The sequence below is a fragment of the Leclercia sp. UBA2479 genome (assembly GCF_002341985.1).
Taxonomy (GTDB): Bacteria; Pseudomonadota; Gammaproteobacteria; order Enterobacterales; family Enterobacteriaceae; genus Enterobacter; species Enterobacter pneumoniae.
Genome location: NZ_DDPB01000013.1, coordinates 114,124 through 134,251, shown reverse-complemented (window position 1 = coordinate 134,251; position 20,128 = coordinate 114,124). Strand labels below are relative to the sequence as shown.

The 20,128-nt window shown below is 57.1% G+C and carries 20 protein-coding genes; 10 read left to right on the top strand and 10 right to left on the bottom strand.

Translation table 11 applies throughout. From position 1 onward, the window contains the following. The first annotated feature begins 176 nt into the window (after positions 1-176). Both chiP and chiQ read left to right on the top strand, forming a co-directional pair. A complete protein-coding gene (gene chiP / locus B3B59_RS18505; RefSeq protein WP_286809696.1) occupies positions 177-1,577 on the top strand; it encodes a chitoporin ChiP in 1,401 nt (466 codons plus the stop codon). 32 nt (positions 1,578-1,609) lie between these two features. Continuing rightward, positions 1,610-1,939: a ChiQ/YbfN family lipoprotein gene (gene chiQ / locus B3B59_RS18500; protein ID WP_046886590.1), complete on the top strand. Its 330-nt coding sequence runs from the start codon at positions 1,610-1,612 to the stop codon at positions 1,937-1,939. Positions 1,940-2,049: 110 nt separating this feature from the next. Here chiQ and fur read toward each other — a convergent pair whose 3' ends face one another. From fur to ybfF, 4 genes are all read right to left on the bottom strand, one after another. After that, the gene (fur, locus tag B3B59_RS18495; protein ID WP_040076553.1) at positions 2,050-2,496 is read right to left on the bottom strand and encodes a ferric iron uptake transcriptional regulator; all 447 of its coding nucleotides are present in this window, start codon (positions 2,494-2,496) and stop codon (positions 2,050-2,052) included. Between the two features lie 291 nt (positions 2,497-2,787). Continuing rightward, positions 2,788-3,318, bottom strand: coding sequence for a flavodoxin FldA (gene fldA / locus B3B59_RS18490; protein WP_040076552.1), 531 nt, complete (start codon positions 3,316-3,318; stop codon positions 2,788-2,790). Positions 3,319-3,473: 155 nt separating this feature from the next. Then, positions 3,474-3,761 (bottom strand): LexA regulated protein, encoded by a 288-nt coding sequence (ybfE, locus tag B3B59_RS18485; RefSeq protein WP_046886586.1) that lies wholly within the window; start codon positions 3,759-3,761, stop codon positions 3,474-3,476. Positions 3,762-3,902: 141 nt separating this feature from the next. Next, positions 3,903-4,676 carry an esterase gene (gene ybfF / locus B3B59_RS18480; protein WP_046886585.1) on the bottom strand — a complete coding sequence of 258 codons (774 nt, stop codon included), beginning with the start codon at positions 4,674-4,676 and terminating at the stop codon, positions 3,903-3,905. Positions 4,677-4,859: 183 nt separating this feature from the next. Here ybfF and seqA point away from each other — a divergent pair, with 183 nt between their 5' ends. Together seqA and pgm are read left to right on the top strand one after the other, a co-directional pair. Continuing rightward, positions 4,860-5,402, top strand: coding sequence for a replication initiation negative regulator SeqA (gene seqA, locus B3B59_RS18475; RefSeq protein ID WP_286809695.1), 543 nt, complete (start codon positions 4,860-4,862; stop codon positions 5,400-5,402). Between the two features lie 24 nt (positions 5,403-5,426). Continuing rightward, on the top strand, positions 5,427-7,067 hold the full coding sequence (pgm, locus tag B3B59_RS18470; RefSeq protein ID WP_286809693.1) for a phosphoglucomutase (alpha-D-glucose-1,6-bisphosphate-dependent): 1,641 nt from the start codon (positions 5,427-5,429) through the stop codon (positions 7,065-7,067). Positions 7,068-7,131: 64 nt separating this feature from the next. Here pgm and kdpE read toward each other — a convergent pair whose 3' ends face one another. The 6 genes from kdpE to kdpF are packed head-to-tail and all read right to left on the bottom strand — an operon-like array spanning position 7,132 to position 14,918. Beyond that, positions 7,132-7,809: a two-component system response regulator KdpE gene (gene kdpE, locus B3B59_RS18465; protein ID WP_286777683.1), complete on the bottom strand. Its 678-nt coding sequence runs from the start codon at positions 7,807-7,809 to the stop codon at positions 7,132-7,134. Next, positions 7,806-10,493: a two-component system sensor histidine kinase KdpD gene (gene kdpD / locus B3B59_RS18460; protein ID WP_286809692.1), complete on the bottom strand. Its 2,688-nt coding sequence runs from the start codon at positions 10,491-10,493 to the stop codon at positions 7,806-7,808. The genes kdpE and kdpD overlap by 4 nt, the downstream gene beginning before the upstream one ends. Before the next feature lies 1 nt (position 10,494). Continuing rightward, positions 10,495-11,070 (bottom strand): potassium-transporting ATPase subunit KdpC, encoded by a 576-nt coding sequence (gene kdpC / locus B3B59_RS18455; protein ID WP_286809691.1) that lies wholly within the window; start codon positions 11,068-11,070, stop codon positions 10,495-10,497. A gap of 12 nt (positions 11,071-11,082) precedes the next feature. Further along, a complete protein-coding gene (gene kdpB, locus B3B59_RS18450) occupies positions 11,083-13,131 on the bottom strand; it encodes a potassium-transporting ATPase subunit KdpB (protein ID WP_286809690.1) in 2,049 nt (682 codons plus the stop codon). An 18-nt stretch (positions 13,132-13,149) separates the two neighbouring features. After that, on the bottom strand, positions 13,150-14,829 hold the full coding sequence (gene kdpA / locus B3B59_RS18445; RefSeq protein ID WP_046886580.1) for a potassium-transporting ATPase subunit KdpA: 1,680 nt from the start codon (positions 14,827-14,829) through the stop codon (positions 13,150-13,152). Next, positions 14,829-14,918: a K(+)-transporting ATPase subunit F gene (gene kdpF / locus B3B59_RS18440; protein WP_080346643.1), complete on the bottom strand. Its 90-nt coding sequence runs from the start codon at positions 14,916-14,918 to the stop codon at positions 14,829-14,831. The genes kdpA and kdpF overlap by 1 nt, the downstream gene beginning before the upstream one ends. 309 nt (positions 14,919-15,227) lie before the next feature. On the opposite strand from kdpF, the gene B3B59_RS18435 reads away from it, so the two are divergent. The 6 genes from B3B59_RS18435 (at position 15,228) to pxpA (ending at position 20,100) form a co-directional block, all read left to right on the top strand. Continuing rightward, positions 15,228-15,434: a YbfA family protein gene (locus B3B59_RS18435; RefSeq protein ID WP_046886579.1), complete on the top strand. Its 207-nt coding sequence runs from the start codon at positions 15,228-15,230 to the stop codon at positions 15,432-15,434. Positions 15,435-15,606: 172 nt separating this feature from the next. Continuing rightward, positions 15,607-17,025 (top strand): deoxyribodipyrimidine photo-lyase, encoded by a 1,419-nt coding sequence (gene phrB / locus B3B59_RS18430; RefSeq protein WP_286809689.1) that lies wholly within the window; start codon positions 15,607-15,609, stop codon positions 17,023-17,025. 10 nt (positions 17,026-17,035) lie between these two features. Beyond that, positions 17,036-17,779, top strand: a complete 744-nt coding sequence (locus tag B3B59_RS18425; protein WP_286809864.1) for a type 2 GTP cyclohydrolase I — start codon at positions 17,036-17,038, stop codon at positions 17,777-17,779. 14 nt (positions 17,780-17,793) lie between these two features. Then, positions 17,794-18,450: a 5-oxoprolinase subunit PxpB gene (pxpB, locus tag B3B59_RS18420; protein WP_040076539.1), complete on the top strand. Its 657-nt coding sequence runs from the start codon at positions 17,794-17,796 to the stop codon at positions 18,448-18,450. Next, positions 18,444-19,376 carry a 5-oxoprolinase subunit PxpC gene (pxpC, locus tag B3B59_RS18415; protein ID WP_233801237.1) on the top strand — a complete coding sequence of 311 codons (933 nt, stop codon included), beginning with the start codon at positions 18,444-18,446 and terminating at the stop codon, positions 19,374-19,376. The genes pxpB and pxpC overlap by 7 nt, the downstream gene beginning before the upstream one ends. Then, complete coding sequence (gene pxpA / locus B3B59_RS18410) at positions 19,363-20,100, top strand: 5-oxoprolinase subunit PxpA (protein ID WP_233801238.1); 738 nt, start codon at positions 19,363-19,365, stop codon at positions 20,098-20,100. Before pxpC ends, pxpA begins: the two co-directional genes overlap by 14 nt. Positions 20,101-20,128: the final 28 nt, after the last annotated feature.

The following is a 20,128-nucleotide window of genomic DNA, read 5'->3' as shown; positions in this document are numbered from 1 at the left end:
GTGCACTTCGTCATAATCCTGCATTTTCCTCTCTGAAAAGCATTGATAATTCGCGTCGCGAAAAATAGTCTAAAGGCGGTGGCAATTTCGGGGATATTTCCAGCCACCGTGACCGCAGGTCTTTTTTATTTTTACGCCGCTTAAGGCGTTTTTAAATCGTCAATGAGGAATACATTATGCGTACGTTTAATGGCAAACGTAGTGCGCTGTCGCTGGCTATCGCCGGTATCACAGCCATGTCAGGTTTTGTGGTCGCCCCTCAGGTGCAGGCCGCCGGTTTTATCGATGACTCTACTCTGACGGGCGGCATCTATTACTGGCAGCGCGAGCGCGACCGTAAAGATGTTACCGATGCGGATAAATATAAAACCAACCTTTCTCATTCGACCTGGAACGCCAATCTCGATTTCCAGTCGGGTTATGCGGCCGATATGTTTGGTCTGGATATTGCGGCGTTCACCGCTATTGAAATGGCAGAGAATGGCGACAGCGCCCATCCAAACGAAATTGCCTTCTCAAAAAGTAATAAAGCCTATTCTGAAGACTGGTCCGGCGATAAGAGTGGGATCAGCCTCTATAAAGCCGCGGCGAAATTTAAATATGGCCCGGTCTGGGCGCGTGGCGGTTATATTCAGCCGACCGGTCAGACACTATTAGCCCCGCACTGGAGTTTTATGCCCGGTACCTATCAGGGTGCCGAGGCCGGAGCCAACTTTGATTACGGTGATGCCGGTGCGTTGAGCTTCTCTTACATGTGGACGAACGAATATAAATCGCCGTGGCACATCGAAATGGATAAGTTTTATCAAAATGATAAAACCACCAAAGTGGATTATCTCCACTCCTTCGGCGCGAAATATGACTTCAAAAACAACCTGGTGCTGGAAGCGGCATTTGGCCAGGCGGAAGGCTATATCGATCAGTACTTCGCCAAAGCCAGCTACAAGCTGGATGTTATCGGCGGCCCACTGACCACCACTTATCAGTTCTACGGTACGCGCGATAAAGTCAGCGACGGCAGCGTTAACGATATTTATGATGGCACCGCATGGCTGCAGGCGCTCACCTTCGGCTACAAAGTAGGGCAGGTGGATTTACGCCTCGAAGGGACCTATGTGAAGGCCGACGGGCAGCAGGGTTACTTCCTGCAACGTATGACGCCAACCTACGCCTCCTCTAATGGTCGACTGGACGTATGGTGGGATAACCGCTCTGACTTCAACGCCGATGGCGAAAAAGCAATCTTCTTCGGCGCTATGTATGATCTGAAAAACTGGAACCTGCCAGGCTGGGCGGTGGGGGCATCTTATGCTTACGCCTGGGATGCAAAACCGGGCGATATGGCGACCCCAGACGCCTATTACGATCCTAACTACCGTCTGAAAGAGTCTGCTTACAGTCTGGATGCGATTTATACCCTGCAGGATGGGTGTGCGAAAGGCACCATGTTTAAGCTGCACTTCACCCAGTACGACAACCACTCCGACATTCCGAGCTACGCTGGTGGCTATGGCAACATCTTCCAGGATGAGCGTGACGTGAAGTTTATGGTTATCGCACCGTTCACCATTTTCTGATGCGCAACCCGCAGACAGGAGCATAGAGTATGTTGAGAAAAATGGTTCTTGTGGCCGTGCTGGCCTCGGGGCTGGCGGCTTGCGCCCACTCTCCGGCACAGAAAGAGGATTCACGCCTGAAAGAGGCTTACAGCGCCTGTATTAATACGGCGCAAGGCTCCCCGGAAAAACTGGAGGCCTGCCAGAGCGTGCTGAACGTGCTAAAGAAAGAGAAAGCACATGAACAGTTTGCCACGCAGGAGAACGTTCGCGTAATGGATTATCAGGCTTGTATTCAGGCGCGTAAAACAGGTAACGATCAGGAAGTGGCAAAACGCTGCGATAAAATCTGGCAGGAAATACGTAACAACAACGCACAGTAAGTGGTTGTTATCATGTCCGGTGGCGCATTCATCTGCGGCACCGGTTTTTTTTGCCTTCTGATGGGCAAAAAAAAGCCAACCGTCAGGTTGGCTCAGAGTACGAGAAGTGATTAACGGGCGTCGTGCGCGTGATCGTCTTCGCGGCAATCGCCTTCAGCACAGTGACCATACAGGTAGAGGCTGTGGTTGGTCAGACGAATGCCATGACGAGCGGCGATTTCGCGCTGACGTAATTCGATGGAATCATCACTGAATTCGATCACTTTGCCGCAATCCAGGCAAATCAGGTGATCGTGATGGTGCTGCTGAGTCAGTTCGAAAACAGACTTGCCGCCTTCGAAATTGTGACGGGTTACAATGCCGGCGTCATCAAACTGGTTCAGAACACGATAAACGGTAGCCAGACCAATCTCTTCGCCCATGTCGATAAGACGTTTATATAAGTCTTCCGCACTGACATGATGGTTTACCGGTTCCTGAAGTACTTCCAAAATTTTAAGACGAGGAAGCGTGACTTTCAGCCCGGCCTTCTTTAATGCGGTATTGTTGTCAGTCATGCGGAATCTGTCCTGTTGCTAAACGATTCACTTCAAACAGAGAAGTGACAGAAAATGCAGTTGAGATAATGCGTCTCATTATAGAACTGCCATGCTTAAATGAAAACTGCAAGCCTCAAGCAAAGTATGCTTATAAAAACGTGGTGCTGCCAACAAAGTTGTTATCAAGCTACCCCGTTTGACCTGGATCATTGTACAGGTATGAAAGCAAAAGTTAAAAATTTGTAGCAATTATTTTGATTGATATTACCTATCAATACAGCGCAGCGCCATCGCTGCGCTGTATTGCAATCAGGCATTGATAATGGCGTCGAGCTGCAGCTCATCACGAATCTGCTTAACCCATTTATCAACGCGCTCTGCGGTCAGCTCTGGCTGACGATCTTCATCGATGGCCAGGCCCACAAAGTTATTATCATCCGCCAGACCTTTAGAGGCTTCGAAGTGATAGCCCGCCGTTGGCCAGTGGCCCACGATCACGGCGCCGCGTGGTTCGATGATGTCGCGAATCGTACCCAGGGCATCACAGAAGTACTCTGCGTAGTCTTCCTGGTCGCCACAGCCGAAGAGGGCAACCAGCTTACCGGTGAAGTCTACCTCTTCGAGGGACGGGAAGAAGTCATCCCAGTCACACTGCGCTTCGCCGTAGTACCAGGTCGGGATGCCCAGCAGCAGAATATCGTAGCCTTCCAGATCTTCTTTGCTGCTTTTAGCTATGTCATGAACATCGGCAACGTCTTTACCCAACTGTTTTTGAATGTTTTTTGCGATGTTTTCCGTGTTACCGGTGTCGCTGCCGAAAAAAATGCCGATGATAGCCATGAGTAAAATAACCTCTTGAAACTTAATAGTATGGTGGCGCAAATTGTCCACGGATAAGGGCAATCATAGCAGAACAGAGAAGCCTGCGGAAACTGCTATCGCGCAGGACTGCACTCTGTGCTACATGAAAACAAGAAGAAGGGGATTTTTCTGACTTAGGCTTTGCCGTGCAGCTGTTCCAGCTGCAGCATCAGCATCTCTTCGATAAGTTCGCTACGGCTCATCTCCCGGGCCGCGGCCAGTTCGTTCAGGGCGTCTACGGCGTCAGCGTTCAATTTTAACTCGACGCGTTTAAGCCCACGACTTTTATCGCGTTTAAGTTGGTTGCGCTTATTGATGCGCAGCTGTTCATCGCGCGAAAGCGGATTGGTTTTCGGTCGTCCCGGGCGACGCTCATTCGCGAACAGATCTAGTGTCGTGCGGTCCGTTTGTTCTTTGGCCATGATTTTGAGACTTCGGGGGAAACAAAGACGCCCTGCTAAAGCCCGGGCGATAAGCGCGCCATCATACATCACCGAAAACAGCACGCCAACGACTGGTCGCCCCCAGACGACCAGTCGCTTTCTTTTTAATCAATTTTTTAATCAATTCTCGCCTTCAGCGAGGTAACGACGGATGGCACGCAGTACGGCATCAGGTTTTTCAGCGTGAACCCAGTGTCCTGCCCCCGCAATGACATGCGCCCGGGCCTGAGGGAATTGCGCCAGAAGTGCTTCACGGTAAGCCTCGGTAACGTAAGGTGAGTTGCCACCGCAAATAAAGAGCGTCGGATGCGGCCAGACCGGAACGGTCTGCCAGCCCACAATATTGGCATATTGATCCCACAACACAGGAACATCGAAGCGCCAGGCGCCATCAATAAAGGATTTCAGCAAGAACTGCACCACCCCCTCTTCATCGAGATGCTGGCGCATAATCGCAGCGGCCTGCTGGCGTGTCGTCACCGCTGCGTCCGTGACCGCATTGATAGCAGCAAAGATCTCATCATGACGACGTACTTGATAATCAACCGGCGCCACATCAATGACTACCAGCCCTGCAATGCGTTCCGGGGCCAGCGCCGTCAGCGCCATCACCGCTTTGCCGCCCATCGAGTGGCCAATCAATACGGCTTTCTCAATGTTGTGCGCATCCAGCGTATCCAGCAGATCCTGAGCCATTGCGGCGTAGGTCATTTCAGAGGAACGGGGCGACTGACCGTGGTTACGCATATCCACCTGCAGGATATCGTGATCGGTGACTAAATCCCGCGCCAGCACGCCAAGGTTATCCAGGCTACCAAACAGACCGTGAACCAGAACAACGGGAGAATTATTGTGCGGCGATTGTGCAGATTGCGCTCGGGTATTTAATTTCATGGCAAAGTTCTTTTTTTACGGATGTCAGGTTAGGGTATTATGTTGACCATTCTGCCGCCCGGCTGCAAGGAAACAGTTTAATCTGACTTTTGCCGCCACTCAGGTTTGACGCTATCCGCTGTTGGGTTTAGACCTTATACTCCCAACGACTTGTATTCAGATAAGATATCGCACTGGATTAAGATGAAAACAATCGAAGTTGATGACGAGCTCTATCACTATATTGCCAGCCAGACACGGCATATCGGCGAGAGCGCGTCCGACATTTTACGGCGCATGCTGAAAGTTTCAAATGCCACCCTGTCTGCCGCTCCGGCCACCAAAGAAGTGCGCCTGCCTTCTACGCCTGCGCAAGAAAAGCCGAATACCCCGGCAAAAGACAGAGTGCGCGCGATGCGCGAGCTCCTGCTCTCGGACGAATACGCGGAACAAAAGAAAGCCGTCAACCGCTTTATGCTGGTGCTGTCTACACTGTATTCACTGGATAACAAGGCATTCGCTGACGCAACAGAATCTCTGCATGGCCGAACCCGCGTCTACTTCGCGGGCGACGAGCAGACCCTGTTGCAGAATGGCAATCAAACTAAGCCCAAACATGTTCCTGGTACGCCGTACTGGGTCATCACCAATACCAACACGGGACGCAAGCGCAGCATGATCGAACATATCATGCAGTCCATGCAGTTCCCGGCGGAATTGACTGATAAGGTTTGCGGTACAATCTAACCCTTGCATTGGAAGGATCAGGCAATGGCAAATCACACTCGTGCGGGTCAGCCTGCACAACAAAGCGATTTGATTAACGTCGCTCAACTGACATCTCAGTACTATGTGCTGAAGCCTCAGGTGGGCAACGCAGAACACGCAGTGAAGTTTGGTACGTCTGGTCACCGCGGCAGCGCGGCTCGCCACAGTTTTAACGAACCACACATTCTGGCCATTGCCCAGGCCATCGCGGAAGAGCGCGCCAAAAATGGCGTAACCGGTCCATGCTACGTGGGTAAAGACACCCATGCGCTCTCTGAGCCCGCATTTATCTCCGTGCTGGAGGTGCTGGCTGCCAACGGCGTAGACGTGATCGTGCAGGAAAATAACGGCTATACGCCGACCCCTGCCGTTTCCAACGCCATTCTGGTGCATAACAAAAAGGGCGGGGCGCAGGCCGATGGTATCGTCATCACCCCGTCGCATAACCCGCCGGAAGATGGCGGTATCAAATATAACCCACCTAACGGTGGCCCGGCTGACACCAACGTCACCAAAGTGGTGGAAGATCGTGCTAACGCGCTGCTGGCCGATGGTCTGAAAGGCGTGAAGCGTATCTCTCTGGACGCGGCGATGGCCTCTGGCCACGTGAAAGAGCAGGATCTGGTGCAACCCTTCGTTGAAGGGCTGGCGGATATCGTCGATATGGCGGCTATCCAGAAAGCGGGCCTGAAGCTGGGCGTCGATCCGCTCGGCGGCTCCGGTATTGAATACTGGAAACGTATCGCCGAGTTTTACAAGCTGGATCTGACCCTGGTTAACGATCAGGTCGATCAAACCTTCCGCTTTATGCACCTGGATAAAGACGGCGCAATCCGTATGGACTGCTCATCCGAGTGTGCGATGGCGGGGCTGCTGGCGCTGCGCGACAAGTTCGCTCTGGCCTTCGCTAACGACCCGGATTATGACCGCCACGGCATCGTCACCCCGGCTGGGCTGATGAATCCGAACCACTACCTGGCGGTGGCGATTAACTACCTGTTCCAGCACCGTCCACAGTGGGGCAAAGATGTCGCCGTTGGTAAGACGCTGGTCTCCTCCGCCATGATCGACCGGGTGGTGAACGACCTCGGCCGCAACTTGGTCGAAGTTCCGGTAGGCTTCAAATGGTTCGTGGATGGTCTGCATGACGGCAGCTTCGGCTTCGGTGGTGAAGAGAGCGCAGGGGCCTCGTTCCTGCGTTTCGATGGCACCCCGTGGTCGACCGATAAAGACGGCATCATCATGTGCCTGCTGGCTGCGGAAATTACCGCGGTTACCGGTAAAAACCCGCAGGAGCACTATAACGAACTGGCGGCACGCTTTGGCGCACCGAGCTATAACCGCATCCAGGCGAGCGCAACCTCTGCCCAGAAAGCGGCGCTCTCTAAACTCTCTCCGGAGCAGGTGAGCGCAGATACCCTGGCGGGTGATCCGATCACCGCCCGTCTGACCGCGGCGCCGGGCAACGGCGCCTCTATTGGCGGCCTGAAGGTGATGACGGAAAACGGCTGGTTCGCGGCGCGTCCGTCCGGCACGGAAGATGCGTATAAAATTTACTGCGAAAGCTTCCTCGGCGACGAACACCGTAAGCTGATTGAGAAAGAAGCGGTAGAGATAGTGAGCGAAGTGCTGAAAAACGCCTGATAGCGGAAGGCGGAAAACATACCCGGTAGGCGGTCGCGCCACCGGGTTTTTTTATGGCCTGCGATCAGAGCAAAAAGCGATACCCGACCCCGGTTTCAGTTAACAGATGGCGCGGGCGCGCGGGATCGGCTTCCAGCTTCTGGCGCAGGTGGCCCATATAAATGCGCAGGTAGTGGCTGTGCTCTACCGCGTTCGGCCCCCAGACCTGATTCAGCAGCTGGCGCTGGGTCAGCACCTTGCCATGATTGTTAAGCAGTATCGCCAGCAGGCGAAATTCAATGGGGGTGAGGTGGATCTCCTCTTCGCCACGCACAATACGGCGCGCCGCCAGATCAACGGTGATATCCGAGAAGCGATGAACGGGATCTGGAGAGGCCGTACTCCCATGACGACGCAGCGCCACACGCAGACGCGCCTGCAGTTCGCCAATGCCGAACGGCTTGCTGAGATAATCGTCTGCACCGGCATCCAGCGCGGCAATTTTGTCATCCTCTTCTACCCGCGCCGACAAGACGATAATCGGCATCTGGCTCCACTGGCGCACGTCGCGAATAAAGTCCAGCCCGTCGCCATCCGGCAGGCCGAGATCGAGGATCACCAGATCGGGTTTGCGCGTCGCCGCTTCCAGCAGACCGCGCTGCAGTGTTCCCGCTTCGTAGACGCGCAGACCGTCGGCTTCCAGAGCGGTGCGCAGAAAGCGGCTGATAGCCAGTTCGTCTTCGATTATCAGGACGTTAATCACATATCCTCGGGTAAGCCATTGAGTTCAGGGGGCGGTTCGAGCGGGAGTGTAACACAAAAACGGGCCCCTCCCTCGGGGCGGTTTTGCGCCGTAATTGTCCCGCCATGCACCTCGACTATCGCCTGGCAGATAGCCAGCCCCAGCCCGACGCCAGGAATGGCCGACTCTTTGTTCCCGCGAGCAAACTTATCAAAGATAGCGCGCTCTTGCCCGTCAGGAATGCCCGGTCCGTTATCCCACACCGTCAGCGTAAACCGTTTTTCGGCTGTCCGGGCCTGAATACCGATATCGGCTTTCGGGCCGGCATATTTCACCGCATTCTCCAGCAGATTGATGAGGACCCGTTCAAACAGCGGGCCATCGACGTGGATCAGCGCCAGGGGCTCAGGCAGATCCAGCGCGATATGCCGCCTACCCGAGCCCGGCTCCAGCGTTTTCAGGGCGCTGCCGACTACCTCTTCCAGCGTCAGCCACTCTTTTTTCAGGTTAAAGCCGCCAGACTGGATGCGCGCCATATCCAGCAGATTGTTGACCAGTCGGGTGGTATTCAGGACATGCTGGCGGATCTCACTGGCCTGCGTAGCATGCGGCGACCCCTCAGCCGCCAGGTCGAGGGTCAGAATTTCTGACTGGCCAAACAGCACCGTCAGCGGTGTACGGAGATCATGCGACAGGGCGGCGAGCAGTGAATTACGAATACTCTCCCGCTCGCTGGCAAGCCTTGCCTGCTCTTCGCTGGTGGTGAGTGCCAGCCGTTCCAGCGCACTGGCGACCAGCAGGGTAAAGGTTTCCAGTAGCCGTTGCTGCTCGGGGATCATCAGCTGGCGCAGATTTGTCGGCTCAACAATGGCCAGCCCCTGAATATTGGCTGCGCTGCGTAACGGTAAAATTTGATACGGCACGCCGGGCAGGGTATCCGTGCCGGCACCCGCCGGTAAGCCTTTATCAAAGCTCCAGCGCGCTATCGCCTCGTCCCAGGGCGTCATGCCGGTGGCGGGGGTGAGCGGGCCGAGCTTGCCTTCGGCGTCCGGCAGCAGAATCAGGCTGTGGGCATGAAAGGTGGAGTGAATAAATTGCTGGCTGGTCTGGACGATCTCCAGCGGGGTGCGGCCCACTGCCAGCGCTTTCGACATCTCATACAGGTGGCGGGTGCGCTGTTCACGATAGCGGGCAATCCGCGCCTGGTAGCGTACTCCGGCGGTGAGGTTACCGATGAGCAATCCCACGGCGAGCATTACCGCGAAGGTGAGCACATACTGCACGTCTGAAACTGCCAGCGTGCCGCGTGGCGCAATAAAGAACAGGTCAAAGCTGATGACATTAATCACCGTCGCCAGGACCGACGGCCAGCGCCCGTAAAACAGCGCCACCACCACGACTCCCAGCAGATAGATCATGACCAGGTTGGCCGCATCAAAACCGGGCAGCCATTGACTGGTGATAAAGGTAATGAGGGCGCAAAGCAGCACAGCCACCAGACAACCACGCAGCTGGATGCGCCACTTCTCGTTAAAAGTGCGATTATCGGGCGTTTTGACCAGTAGCGGGGCAGGGGTATCATCCAGCGCCACCACCACCAGATCCAGCTCCGGTGCGCGCTGGGCCAGCTTGTCGGCGAAGCTGCTGCGATCGAACCAGCGACGGCGATTGCGACGTCCGAGCACGATTTTGCCGAGGTTATGTTCCCGGGCATAGCGCACAATGGCTTTATCTTCCGCCGGGTCGGTGAGCGTGGCGGTCTCGGCCCCGAGCTCCTGGGCCAGGTGCAAGGCACTAAGAATGGCGCGCCGTTGCTGCTCCGGCAGGCGATGTAGCTGCGGGGTTTCGACGTAGACCGCGTGCCAGACGCTGCCAAGCTTCGCCGCCAGTCGCGCGGCGGTACGTACCAGCTTCTCATTACCCCGGCTATGCCCAATGCACAGCAGGATGGCATCGCGGGTGTGCCAGACCTTCTCTTCTCCCTGGCGGTCGCGCCAGGCTCGCATCTGATCGTCCACCCGATCGGCGGTGCGACGCAGCGCCAGTTCGCGCAGGGCGATAAGATTACCTTTACGGAAGAAATGTTCGATGGCGCGCTCGGCCTGACCGGCAATATAGACTTTGCCCTCATGCAGGCGCTGACGCAGATCGTCCGGCGGCAGATCCACCAGCACCACCTCGTCGGCGGCGTCGAAGAAGGGGTCGGGGACCGTCTCACGCACCTGAATGCCGGTGACACCGCTCACCACGTCATTGAGGCTTTCGAGATGTTGCACGTTGACGGTGGTAAACACATCGATGCCCGCTTCCAGCAGCTCTTCCACATCCTGCCAGCGCTTGGGATGGCGGGATCCGGGCACATTGCTGTGGGCCAGTTCGTCCATCAGGATCAGCGCCGGGCGGCGGGCGAGGGCGGCATCAAGGTCAAACTCCGTGACCGTACGGCCACGGTGCGTGAAATGCCGGGGTGGCTGTGTCGCCAGCCCGGTAAGCAGTGCGGCGGTCTCCTGACGACCATGGGTTTCAACCACGCCGATCAGGATATCGAGCCCCTGGGCGCGCAAACGCTGCGCTTCCGCCAGCATGGCGAAGGTTTTTCCTACCCCCGCGCAGGCGCCAAAGAAGATTTTTAGCTTACCGCGGTGGGGCGCAGCGGTCTGTTCCAGCAAACGATCCGGATCCGGGCGCAGGGGCTCGTCGGTCATATTAAGGGTTCCTTAGTGCGTCCAGCGCCAGGTTTACTTCAACGATATTCACTATCGGCATGCCCAGGAAGCCGACCAGCGGTTTTTGGGTATGCTTTGCCACCAGTTCACTGACCTGGGCAGGGGTTAGCCCGCGGGCCTGCGCGACACGGGGGATCTGCCAGGCGACTGCGCCGGGGGTGAGGCTGTAATCCAGTCCGCTGGCCGAGGCGGTAATCAACTCAACCGGTACCGCCGCCGTCGCTTGTGGATTGGCGGCCCGCAGGGCCGTCACCCGCTCTGTTACTGCGCTGTCCAGCGCCGGGTTACTGCCGGCCAGATTACTGCCCCCGGAGGCCATAGGATTATACGGGCTTTCTGCCGTGGCGGAAGGCCGCCCCTGGAAGTAACCCGCGCCGGTAAAGTTCTGCCCAATCAGCCGCGAACCGCGAACCTCACTCCCCTGGATAATCAAAGAGCCGTTGGCCCGATCGTGAAACAGCCACTGCCCCAGCGCGGTGGTCACCAGCGGGTAGAGCCCGCCGGTAATGGCGGCCAGCAAGATAAACAAAAGTATAGCGGGACGTAACATAGCCATTTGAATTACCTCTTAAACCAGTCCGAACAGGGTCAGCAGCAGGTCGATCGCTTTAATGCCGATAAAGGGCACCAGTAACCCACCCAGACCGTAGATCCATAAATTACGACGTAGCATGGCGGCGGCGGTGAGCGGCTTGTAACTCACCCCTTTCAGCGCAAGCGGGATCAGGAAGACGATGATCAGCGCGTTAAAAATCACCGCGCTGAGGATCGCCGACGCGGGGGAGTGCAGCTGCATCACATTCAGGGCGTTGAGCTGCGGATAGGTCACCGCAAAGGCCGCCGGGATAATGGCGAAATATTTCGCCACGTCGTTGGCAATACTGAAGGTAGTAAGCGAGCCCCGGGTCATCAGCATCTGTTTACCGATGTGTACCACTTCAATCAGCTTGGTCGGGTTTGAGTCCAGATCGACCATGTTGCCTGCCTCTTTCGCCGCCTGGGTACCTGAGTTCATGGCGACCGCCACGTCCGCCTGGGCCAGCGCTGGCGCATCGTTGGTGCCATCGCCGGTCATAGCCACCAGCCGACCTTCGGCCTGATACTGGCGGATCAACGCCAGCTTCGCCTCGGGGGTGGCTTCAGAGAGAAAATCATCCACCCCGGCTTCAGCCGCGATGGCCGCTGCGGTCAGACGGTTATCACCCGTGATCATCACCGTTTTGATGCCCATCTTACGCAACTGAGCAAAGCGCTCTTTGATGCCGCCTTTAACGATGTCCTTCAGGGCGATGACCCCCAGCACGCTGGCGCCTTCGGCCACCACCAGCGGGGTAGCACCCTCCCTGGCGACGCGCTCTACCAGCGCATCGACTTCAGCAGGAAAGTGGCCGTTATTGGCCGCGATATGGCGGCGAATGGCATCCACTGACCCTTTACGGATCAGGCGATCCTGTATGTTGATGCCGCTCATCCGGGTCTGCGCGGTGAAAGGTACGAAGGTAGCCTGCAGGCTCTGTACATCGCGCTGACGCAGATTAAAGCGCTGTTTCGCCAGTACCACGATGCTGCGGCCTTCTGGCGTCTCATCCGCCAGCGAGGCGAGCTGCGCTGCGTCGGCCAGGGTCTTCTCCTCAACGCCGGGCGCGGGCAGAAAGTCAGACGCCTGGCGATTACCCAGCGTAATAGTGCCGGTTTTATCCAGCAGTAATACGTCCACGTCGCCCGCCGCTTCGACCGCGCGGCCGCTGGTGGCGATAACGTTGGCCCCCAGCATCCGGCTCATCCCCGCTACGCCGATGGCGGAGAGCAGCCCGCCGATGGTGGTGGGGATCAGGCAGACCAGCAACGCCACCAGCACCGTCACGCTCACAGGCGTGCCGCCGTAAGCCGAGAACGGCCACAGGGTGGCTGTCGCCAGCAGGAAGACCAACGTCAGGGCCACCAGCAGAATGGTCAGGGCAATTTCGTTAGGCGTCTTGCGGCGTTGGGCCCCTTCGACCATGGCGATCATCCGATCAAGAAAGGTTTCACCAGGGTTAACGCTGCACTGAATCACCAGCCAGTCCGAGAGAATGCGCGTGCCGCCCGTTACGGAGGCAAAATCGCCGCCGGATTCACGGATCACCGGGGCCGATTCACCGGTGATGGCGCTCTCGTCCACCGAGGCGCCGCCTTCGATCACCTCCCCATCGCACGGAATGATATCGCCGGCTTCCACCAGAACAATATCCCCTTTGCGCAGGGTCTCTGCCGGAACCTTATCGCTGGCGGCGCCGTACTTCGGCTCACGCAGTTTGCGGGCAAAGGAGGTTTTCTTTACCCCCTTCAGGCTATTGGCCTGGGCTTTACTCCGCCCTTCGGCCAGCGCTTCGGCAAAGTTGGCAAACAGGACGGTAAACCACAGCCACAGGCTGATGGCCGCGGTGAACACCGCATTGCCCGGCAGTTTTCCCCCCGCCATCGCGATGGCAAGCAGGGTAGTGAGCAGGCTGCCAATCCAGACGATAAACATCACCGGGTTGTGCCACTGCACGCGCGGACTCAGTTTTTTTACCGCATCCAGCAGCGCCTGGCGAACCAGCGAGGGTTCGAGCAGGGCCAGTTGCTTACGACTCATGACTAATACTCCGCAAAATCAGCGTAAAGAGAGATGTTCCGCGACCGGGCCTAATGCGAGGGCGGGAATAAAGGTCAGCGCACCCACCAGCAGTACCGTGCCGATCAGCAGGCCGATAAACAGCGGGCCGCTGGTGGGCAGCGTACCGGTAGAGGCAGGCTGGATTTTTTTGTTAACCAGAGCCCCGGCAATCGCCATCACCGGAATAATCACTCCAAAGCGACCCAGCAACATGCAGGCCGCCAGCAGGCAGTTCCAGAATGGCGTGTTCGCACTTAAACCGGCAAAGGCGCTACCGTTGTTATTGGCTGCGGAAGAGACCGCGTAGAGCACCTCGCTAAAACCGTGGATGCCGGGATTAAAGATGCCGCTGCGTCCTGCGTCGGTCATCAGCGCCAGGGCGGTACCGAGCAGCACCAGCGCGGGGGTGACCAGAATAGCCAGCGCGGTCAGCTTCATTTCGCGCACGTCAATTTTCTTACCCAGATATTCCGGTGTGCGGCCAATCATCAGCCCGGCGATAAACACCGCCAGCAGGACGAACAGCAGCATGCCGTACAGGCCAGAACCCACCCCGCCGAAGACCACTTCCCCAATCTGCATCAGCCACAGCGGGATCATCCCGCCCAGCGCGGTAAAGGAGTCGTGCATGGCATTCACCGCCCCGCAGGAGGCCGCCGTGGTTACCACCGCGTACAGGCTGCTGGCCAGAATGCCGAAGCGGCTCTCTTTGCCCTCCATGTTGATTGCGCTATCCGCGCCAAGAGCCAGGAAGTGGCTGTTGCCCTGCCACTCGGCCCACATGACCAGCCCGGCGCACACCACGAAGATCGCCGACATCGCCCACAGGATCGCCTGACCCTGGCGGCGATCGCGAACGGCCTCACCAAAGGCAAAGCAGAGCGCAGTCGGAATTAAAAAGATCGCCAGCATCTGGGCGAAATTGGTTAGCGCGGTGGGGTTCTCGAAAGGATGTGAAGAGTTTGCGTTAAAGAAACCGCCGCCGTTGGTGCCCAGCATTTTTATCGCCTCCTGAGAAGCAACCGGCCCCATTGGCAGCAGCTGTTTTGCCCCTTCCAGCGAGGTGTAAGGCTGGTAAGCGTGCAGGTTTTGCAGCGTCCCTTGCTGGATAAAGAACAGCGCCAACAACAGCGAGATCGGCAACAGCACCCACAGCGTAATACGGGTGAGATCCACCCAGGCGTTGCCCAGCGTCGACACGCTTTGACGGGCAAAGGCGCGGGTCAGGGCGAAAATGACCGCAATGCCGCTGGCGGCAGAGAGGAAGTTTTGCACCGTCAGGCCAGCCATCTGGCTGAAGTAGCTCAACGTTGACTCCCCGGCATACGACTGCCAGTTGGTGTTACTGACGAAGCTCACCGCCGTATTCAGCGCCAGATGCCAGGAGAGGCCGGGCAATTGCTGAGGGTTAAACGGCAGGGCGCCCTGTAGCATCAGCATGGCAAACAACACGACCAATCCCACCAGGTTCAGCAGCAGAATTGCCGCCAGATAGCGCCGCCAGCTCATCTCCTCACAGGCAATACCTAAGCCGCGCAGCAGGGCGCTATCCAGCCGCGCGATAGCTGGCAGCGGGGTGCCGGTAATCATGCGGGCAAGTAGCGAACCCAGCGGCTTTGCCAGCACGAACAGGACCAGCAGAAAGCTGGCAATCAGCAGAAATCCTTGCGCGGCCATCAGAATGCCTCCGCATTAATCAGGGCATAAACCAGGTACGCCAGTAACAGGAACACCAGCACGATGCCGGTAATCACACCTGCAGTCACAATTCACCTCCGGGTGACGTTGATATTGATGAAAAAGGTAGGATTTCCGGCGCAAAGATTTCGTAAAAAAGCGGGGGGCAGGGTGTAAAAAAAGTATAAAAATAGCCAAAACCACAATTTAACTAATGATTAGTATTAATTTAACTTTTTTGTAACTCGCTTACGAAAGAAGTGTAAATATTCACTAAATGAATAAAAAAGAGTGGTCGGATGAGTGGTAAACTTTCAGTCAACGCGGTACTATTTTACCCAGATAACCTGTTTAACTTTTTCCGGAGCATGTTTCCGGCCAACTTAGGGGAGAGAATAATGGATCACTACAAAGAGTTTCCGGCACATATCGTATTATTACGCCGCGCTTTCGCCGTGGTGGCTGGCATCCTGGCGCTGCCGGTGATGTTGTTCTGGAAAGATCGTGCCCGTTTTTACAGCTATCTGCACCGCGTCTGGGCTAAAACCAGCGATAAACCGGTCTGGATGGCGCAGGCGGAAAAAGCCACCTGCGATTTTTACTAATAAGAAAGACGATACACAGCAATAAACCCGCCGCCACAGCAATGTGGCGGTTTTTTTATGTCCGCAGGATGGGCAACCAGAGAAGATCGCGTCATTTCAGAATGGCTACAATTGTTAATGCGAAGTATTCTGAATCGCTCAACTCTGTTACGGACGAACACTCTGGAGTTTTATGCCCATCCATCTGGTCTGGTTTCGCGCCGATCTGCGCATCCATGACAACCTGGCGCTTGCCGCCGCCTGTCGGAACAAAAATGCACGCGTACTGGCGCTCTTCCTGGCGACACCCGGTCAATGGCAGCGTCACCTTATGGCGCCGCGCCAGGCGGCTTACCTTCATGCGCATTTAAATAATCTGCGTCAACAACTGGCCGAAAAAGGCATTCCGCTTCTTTATGATGAGGTTGATGACTTTGCCGCCCAGGCTGAAAAAGTGGCGCAAATCTGTGCCGAACATGAGGTAACGGATCTCTTTTACAATTATCAGTACGAAGTGAACGAGCAGCAGCGCGATCGGGCGCTTGAGCGATCGCTGCAGCAGGTAACGTGTCAGGGTTTTGATGACAGCGTGATCCTGCCACCCGGCAGCGTGATGACGGGCAATCATGAGATGTACAAGGTCTTTACGCCGTTCAAAAACGCCTGGCTACGTCGCCTGAAGGAGGGCATGCCGGAGTGCGCATCGGCGCCCACCCAGCGGGGAGAGGAAGCGATGCCTGCGCACGCCTCGCCGCTCGATTTCAATTATCCTCAACAGCCCTTTGATGCCGGGCTCTTCCCCCCCACGGAAAAAGAGGCCATTGCCCATCTGCGCCATTTTTGCAAGGAGGGGGCAGGGGAGTATGAAGCTCAGCGCGATTTCCCGGCCATCGAAGGAACCAGCCGTCTTTCCGCTTGCCTGGCCCTCGGGGTGTTATCGCCGCGCCAGTGTCTGCATCGCCTGGTGGCCGAACAGCCCAGGGCGCTGGAGGGGGGACCGGGTGCGGTCTGGCTCAATGAACTTATCTGGCGTGAATTTTATCGTCATCTGATGACGTATCACCCTGATTTATGTAAACATCGGCCATTCATCCGCTGGACAGAACAGGTCGCCTGGCAGCACGATGAAAAGCAGCTTCATGCCTGGCAACAGGGGCAAACCGGCTATCCCATCGTCGATGCGGCCATGCGTCAGCTCAATGAAACGGGCTGGATGCACAACCGTCTGCGCATGATTACCGCCAGTTTTCTGGTAAAGGATCTGCTTATCGACTGGCGTATTGGGGAGCGTTATTTTATGTCTCAGTTGATTGATGGCGATCTGGCCGCCAATAACGGCGGCTGGCAGTGGGCCGCCTCAACCGGCACCGATGCGGCTCCCTATTTTCGCATTTTTAACCCGACAACCCAGGGGCAGAAGTTTGATGCCGACGGCACGTTTATCCGCCGTTGGCTGCCGGAGCTGGCAAGTTTGCCAGACAAGGCGATTCACGACCCGTGGATCTGGGCGGATAAACAAGGGGTGACCCTCGACTATCCGCGTCCGGTTGTCGACCATAAACAGGCGCGCGCCGCCACCCTGGCAGCCTATGAAGCTGCCCGTAAAGCGTAAGAGAGTGATGATGAAGAACAGCGAACTGGAAAGCCTGATTAACGACAAACTCAACAGCGCCAAATTTAGCGACTACGGCCCTAATGGTCTGCAGGTCGAAGGGCGCGAACAGGTACAGAAAATTATTACCGGCGTGACCGCCAGCCAGGCGCTGCTGGATGAGGCCGTGCGCCAGAATGCGGATGCGGTGATCGTGCATCATGGTTATTTCTGGAAAAACGAAGCGCCGATTATCCGCGGCATGAAGCGTAACCGTTTAAAAACGCTGCTGGCCAACGATATCAACCTGTACGGCTGGCACCTGCCGCTCGATGCCCACCCGGAGCTGGGCAACAACGTCCAGCTGGCACAGCTACTGGGCATTACGGTGATGGGCGAAATTGAAGAGCTGCTGCCCTGGGGCGAACTGGCGATGCCGGTACCGGGTCTGGAGTTGGCCTCCTGGATTGAAGCGCGTCTGGGACGTCGCCCGCTCTGGAGTGGTGATACCGGGCCGGATCTGGTGAAACGCGTCGCCTGGTGCACCGGCGGCGGACAGGGCTTTATCGACAACGCGGCCCGTTTCGGGGTGGATGCGTTTATCACCGGTGAAGTTTCGGAGCAGACTGTTCACTCCGCCCGCGAGCAGGGGCTGCATTTTTATGCCGCAGGACACCACGCCACCGAACGCGGCGGTATCCGTGCGCTCAGCGAGTGGCTGACTGAAAATACTGACCTGGATGTCACTTTTATTGATATCCCTAACCCAGCCTGATGAGAGGTGCTTAAGTGCAGCGAGCGCGTTGTTATCTGTTAGGCGAGACCGCCGTGGTGCTGGAGCTGGAACCTCCCGTCACCCTGGCGACGCAAAAAAGGATCTGGCGTTTAACCCAGCGGCTCGGGGAAATTCCGGAGGTGGTGGAAGCGATCCCCGGTATGAATAACATCACCGTGGTATTACGCAACCCACACTCGGTGGCGCTGGACGCCATTGAACGGCTGCAACGCTGGTGGGAAGAGAGCGAGGCGCTGGAGCCTGAGTCGCGCGCTATCGAGATCCCGGTGGTCTACGGCAAAAGCGCCGGGCCCGATCTCGGTGAAGTGGCCCGTCATGCGGGGTTGTCGGAGAAACAGGTTGTCGAGCTTCACGCATCAGTCGATTACGTGGTCTGGTTCCTGGGCTTCCAGCCGGGATTCCCCTATCTGGGAGGTTTGCCAGAAAAGCTGACCACGCCACGTCGCGACGAACCCCGTCTGCAGGTGCCTGCCGGCTCCGTGGGCATTGGCGGCGCGCAGACGGGAATTTATCCGCTCGCGTCCCCCGGCGGCTGGCAACTGATTGGGCATACCTCGCTGCCGCTGTTTGATCCGCGTCTGGATGAGCCGGTCCTGCTGCGTCCTGGCGATACCGTGCGCTTTGTCCCGCAAAAGGAGGGGGTATGTTAAAGGTTATTCGAGCCGGGCTATACACCTCCGTGCAGGATGGCGGGCGGATTGGCTTACGTCAGTCGGGCATCAGTTATTGTGGCGCGCTGGACAAACCGGCATTGCAGATTGCCAACCTGCTGGTGGGCAACGCACCCGACGCCGCCGCGCTGGAGATCACGCTCGGCCAGTGCTGTTTTGAATTTGAACAGGACGGCTGGTTTGCCCTGACGGGGGCAGGCTGTGATGCGAAGCTCGACGACGCGGCGGTCTGGACGGGATGGCGTCTGCCGGTGAAAGCCGGGCAGCGGTTGACCCTGAAGCGCCCTGTACACGGTATGCGCAGCTATCTGGCCATTGCCGGGGGCATTGACGTGCCGCAGGTGATGGACTCTTACAGTACCGATCTCAAAATCGGTATGGGCGGTTTTGAAGGCCGGCTGCTAAAAGATGGCGATTGCCTGCCGATTTGCCCGGGTGGCCACTCATTTATGGAGGCGCAGGGGGTAAAACAACTGCTCTGGAATAACCGTGTGCGCGCGTTGCCGGGCCCGGAATATCATGAGTTCGATCAGGCCTCGCAGGATGCGCTCTGGCGCTTGCCCTGGCAGCTCAGTCCGCAAAGTAACCGTATGGGCTACCGCCTGCAGGGGCAGAAACTGCAGCGCACCACCGACCGTGAAATGGTGTCGCATGGCCTGCTGCCGGGGGTGATCCAGGTGCCGCATAACGGTCAGCCGATCATACTGATGAACGATGCCCAGACCACCGGCGGTTATCCACGCATCGCCTGCATTATTGAAGCGGATATGTATCATCTGGCACAGATCCCGCTGGGACAGCCGATTCACTTTGTGCCCTGTACCCTGGAAGAGGCGCTGGAAGCGCGACGTGTACAGAAGCAGTATCTCGAACAGCTGGCATGGAGGTTACATGAGCGTGATTGATTTAAATGCCGATTTAGGCGAGGGGTGCGGCAGCGATGCCGCCCTGCTGCAGCTCGTTTCGTCCGCCAATATCGCCTGCGGTTTTCACGCCGGGGATGCCGAAACCATGCTCACCTGCGTGCGTGAAGCGCTGAAAAATGGCGTAGCCATCGGGGCGCATCCCAGCTTCCCGGATCGGGAAAATTTTGGCCGCACGGCAATGACCCTGCCGCCGGAGACCGTCTACGCCCAGGTGTTGTATCAGATTGGTGCCCTGGCGGGGATGGTACGCGCAGAAGGGGGGCAGCTACGCCACGTCAAACCCCACGGGATGCTCTATAACCAGGCGGCCAAAGAGCCGATGCTGGCTGACGCTATCGCCCGTGCGGTGCACGCCGCCGATCCCGCGCTGATCCTTGTCGGTCTGGCCGGGAGCGAACTGATCCGTGCCGGGGAGCGTTACGGGCTGGTGACGCGGGAAGAGGTCTTTGCCGACAGGGGATATCAGGCGGACGGTAGCCTGGTGCCGCGAGGCCAGCCAGGCGCGCTGATCGTCGACGAGCAGCAGTCGCTGGCGCAGACCCTGGAGATGGTGCAACACGGTCGGGTGAAAAGTATTACCGGCGAGTGGGCGACGGTGAAGGCGCAAAGCGTGTGCATTCACGGTGACGGTGACCATGCCCTGGAATTTGCCCGACGCCTGCGCAGTGAATTTGCCGCACAACAGATAAAAATTAGCGCGTAGCGCACTTAAAACACAACACAACACAACC

Excerpts from the sequence above, each read along its gene's own strand:
- chiP (WP_286809696.1), top strand. The coding sequence starts at position 177 with ATGCGTACGTTTAATGGCAAACGTAGTGCGCTGTCGCTGGCTATCGCC.
- fur (WP_040076553.1), bottom strand. The coding sequence starts at position 2,496 with ATGACTGACAACAATACCGCATTAAAGAAGGCCGGGCTGAAAGTCACG.
- fldA (WP_040076552.1), bottom strand. The coding sequence starts at position 3,318 with ATGGCTATCATCGGCATTTTTTTCGGCAGCGACACCGGTAACACGGAA.
- ybfE (WP_046886586.1), bottom strand. The coding sequence starts at position 3,761 with ATGGCCAAAGAACAAACGGACCGCACGACACTAGATCTGTTCGCGAAT.
- ybfF (WP_046886585.1), bottom strand. The coding sequence starts at position 4,676 with ATGAAATTAAATACCCGAGCGCAATCTGCACAATCGCCGCACAATAAT.
- seqA (WP_286809695.1), top strand. The coding sequence starts at position 4,860 with ATGAAAACAATCGAAGTTGATGACGAGCTCTATCACTATATTGCCAGC.
- pgm (WP_286809693.1), top strand. The coding sequence starts at position 5,427 with ATGGCAAATCACACTCGTGCGGGTCAGCCTGCACAACAAAGCGATTTG.
- kdpD (WP_286809692.1), bottom strand. The coding sequence starts at position 10,493 with ATGACCGACGAGCCCCTGCGCCCGGATCCGGATCGTTTGCTGGAACAG.
- kdpC (WP_286809691.1), bottom strand. The coding sequence starts at position 11,070 with ATGGCTATGTTACGTCCCGCTATACTTTTGTTTATCTTGCTGGCCGCC.
- kdpB (WP_286809690.1), bottom strand. The coding sequence starts at position 13,131 with ATGAGTCGTAAGCAACTGGCCCTGCTCGAACCCTCGCTGGTTCGCCAG.
- kdpA (WP_046886580.1), bottom strand. The coding sequence starts at position 14,829 with ATGGCCGCGCAAGGATTTCTGCTGATTGCCAGCTTTCTGCTGGTCCTG.
- B3B59_RS18435 (WP_046886579.1), top strand. The coding sequence starts at position 15,228 with ATGGATCACTACAAAGAGTTTCCGGCACATATCGTATTATTACGCCGC.
- phrB (WP_286809689.1), top strand. The coding sequence starts at position 15,607 with ATGCCCATCCATCTGGTCTGGTTTCGCGCCGATCTGCGCATCCATGAC.
- B3B59_RS18425 (WP_286809864.1), top strand. The coding sequence starts at position 17,036 with ATGAAGAACAGCGAACTGGAAAGCCTGATTAACGACAAACTCAACAGC.
- pxpC (WP_233801237.1), top strand. The coding sequence starts at position 18,444 with ATGTTAAAGGTTATTCGAGCCGGGCTATACACCTCCGTGCAGGATGGC.
- pxpA (WP_233801238.1), top strand. The coding sequence starts at position 19,363 with ATGAGCGTGATTGATTTAAATGCCGATTTAGGCGAGGGGTGCGGCAGC.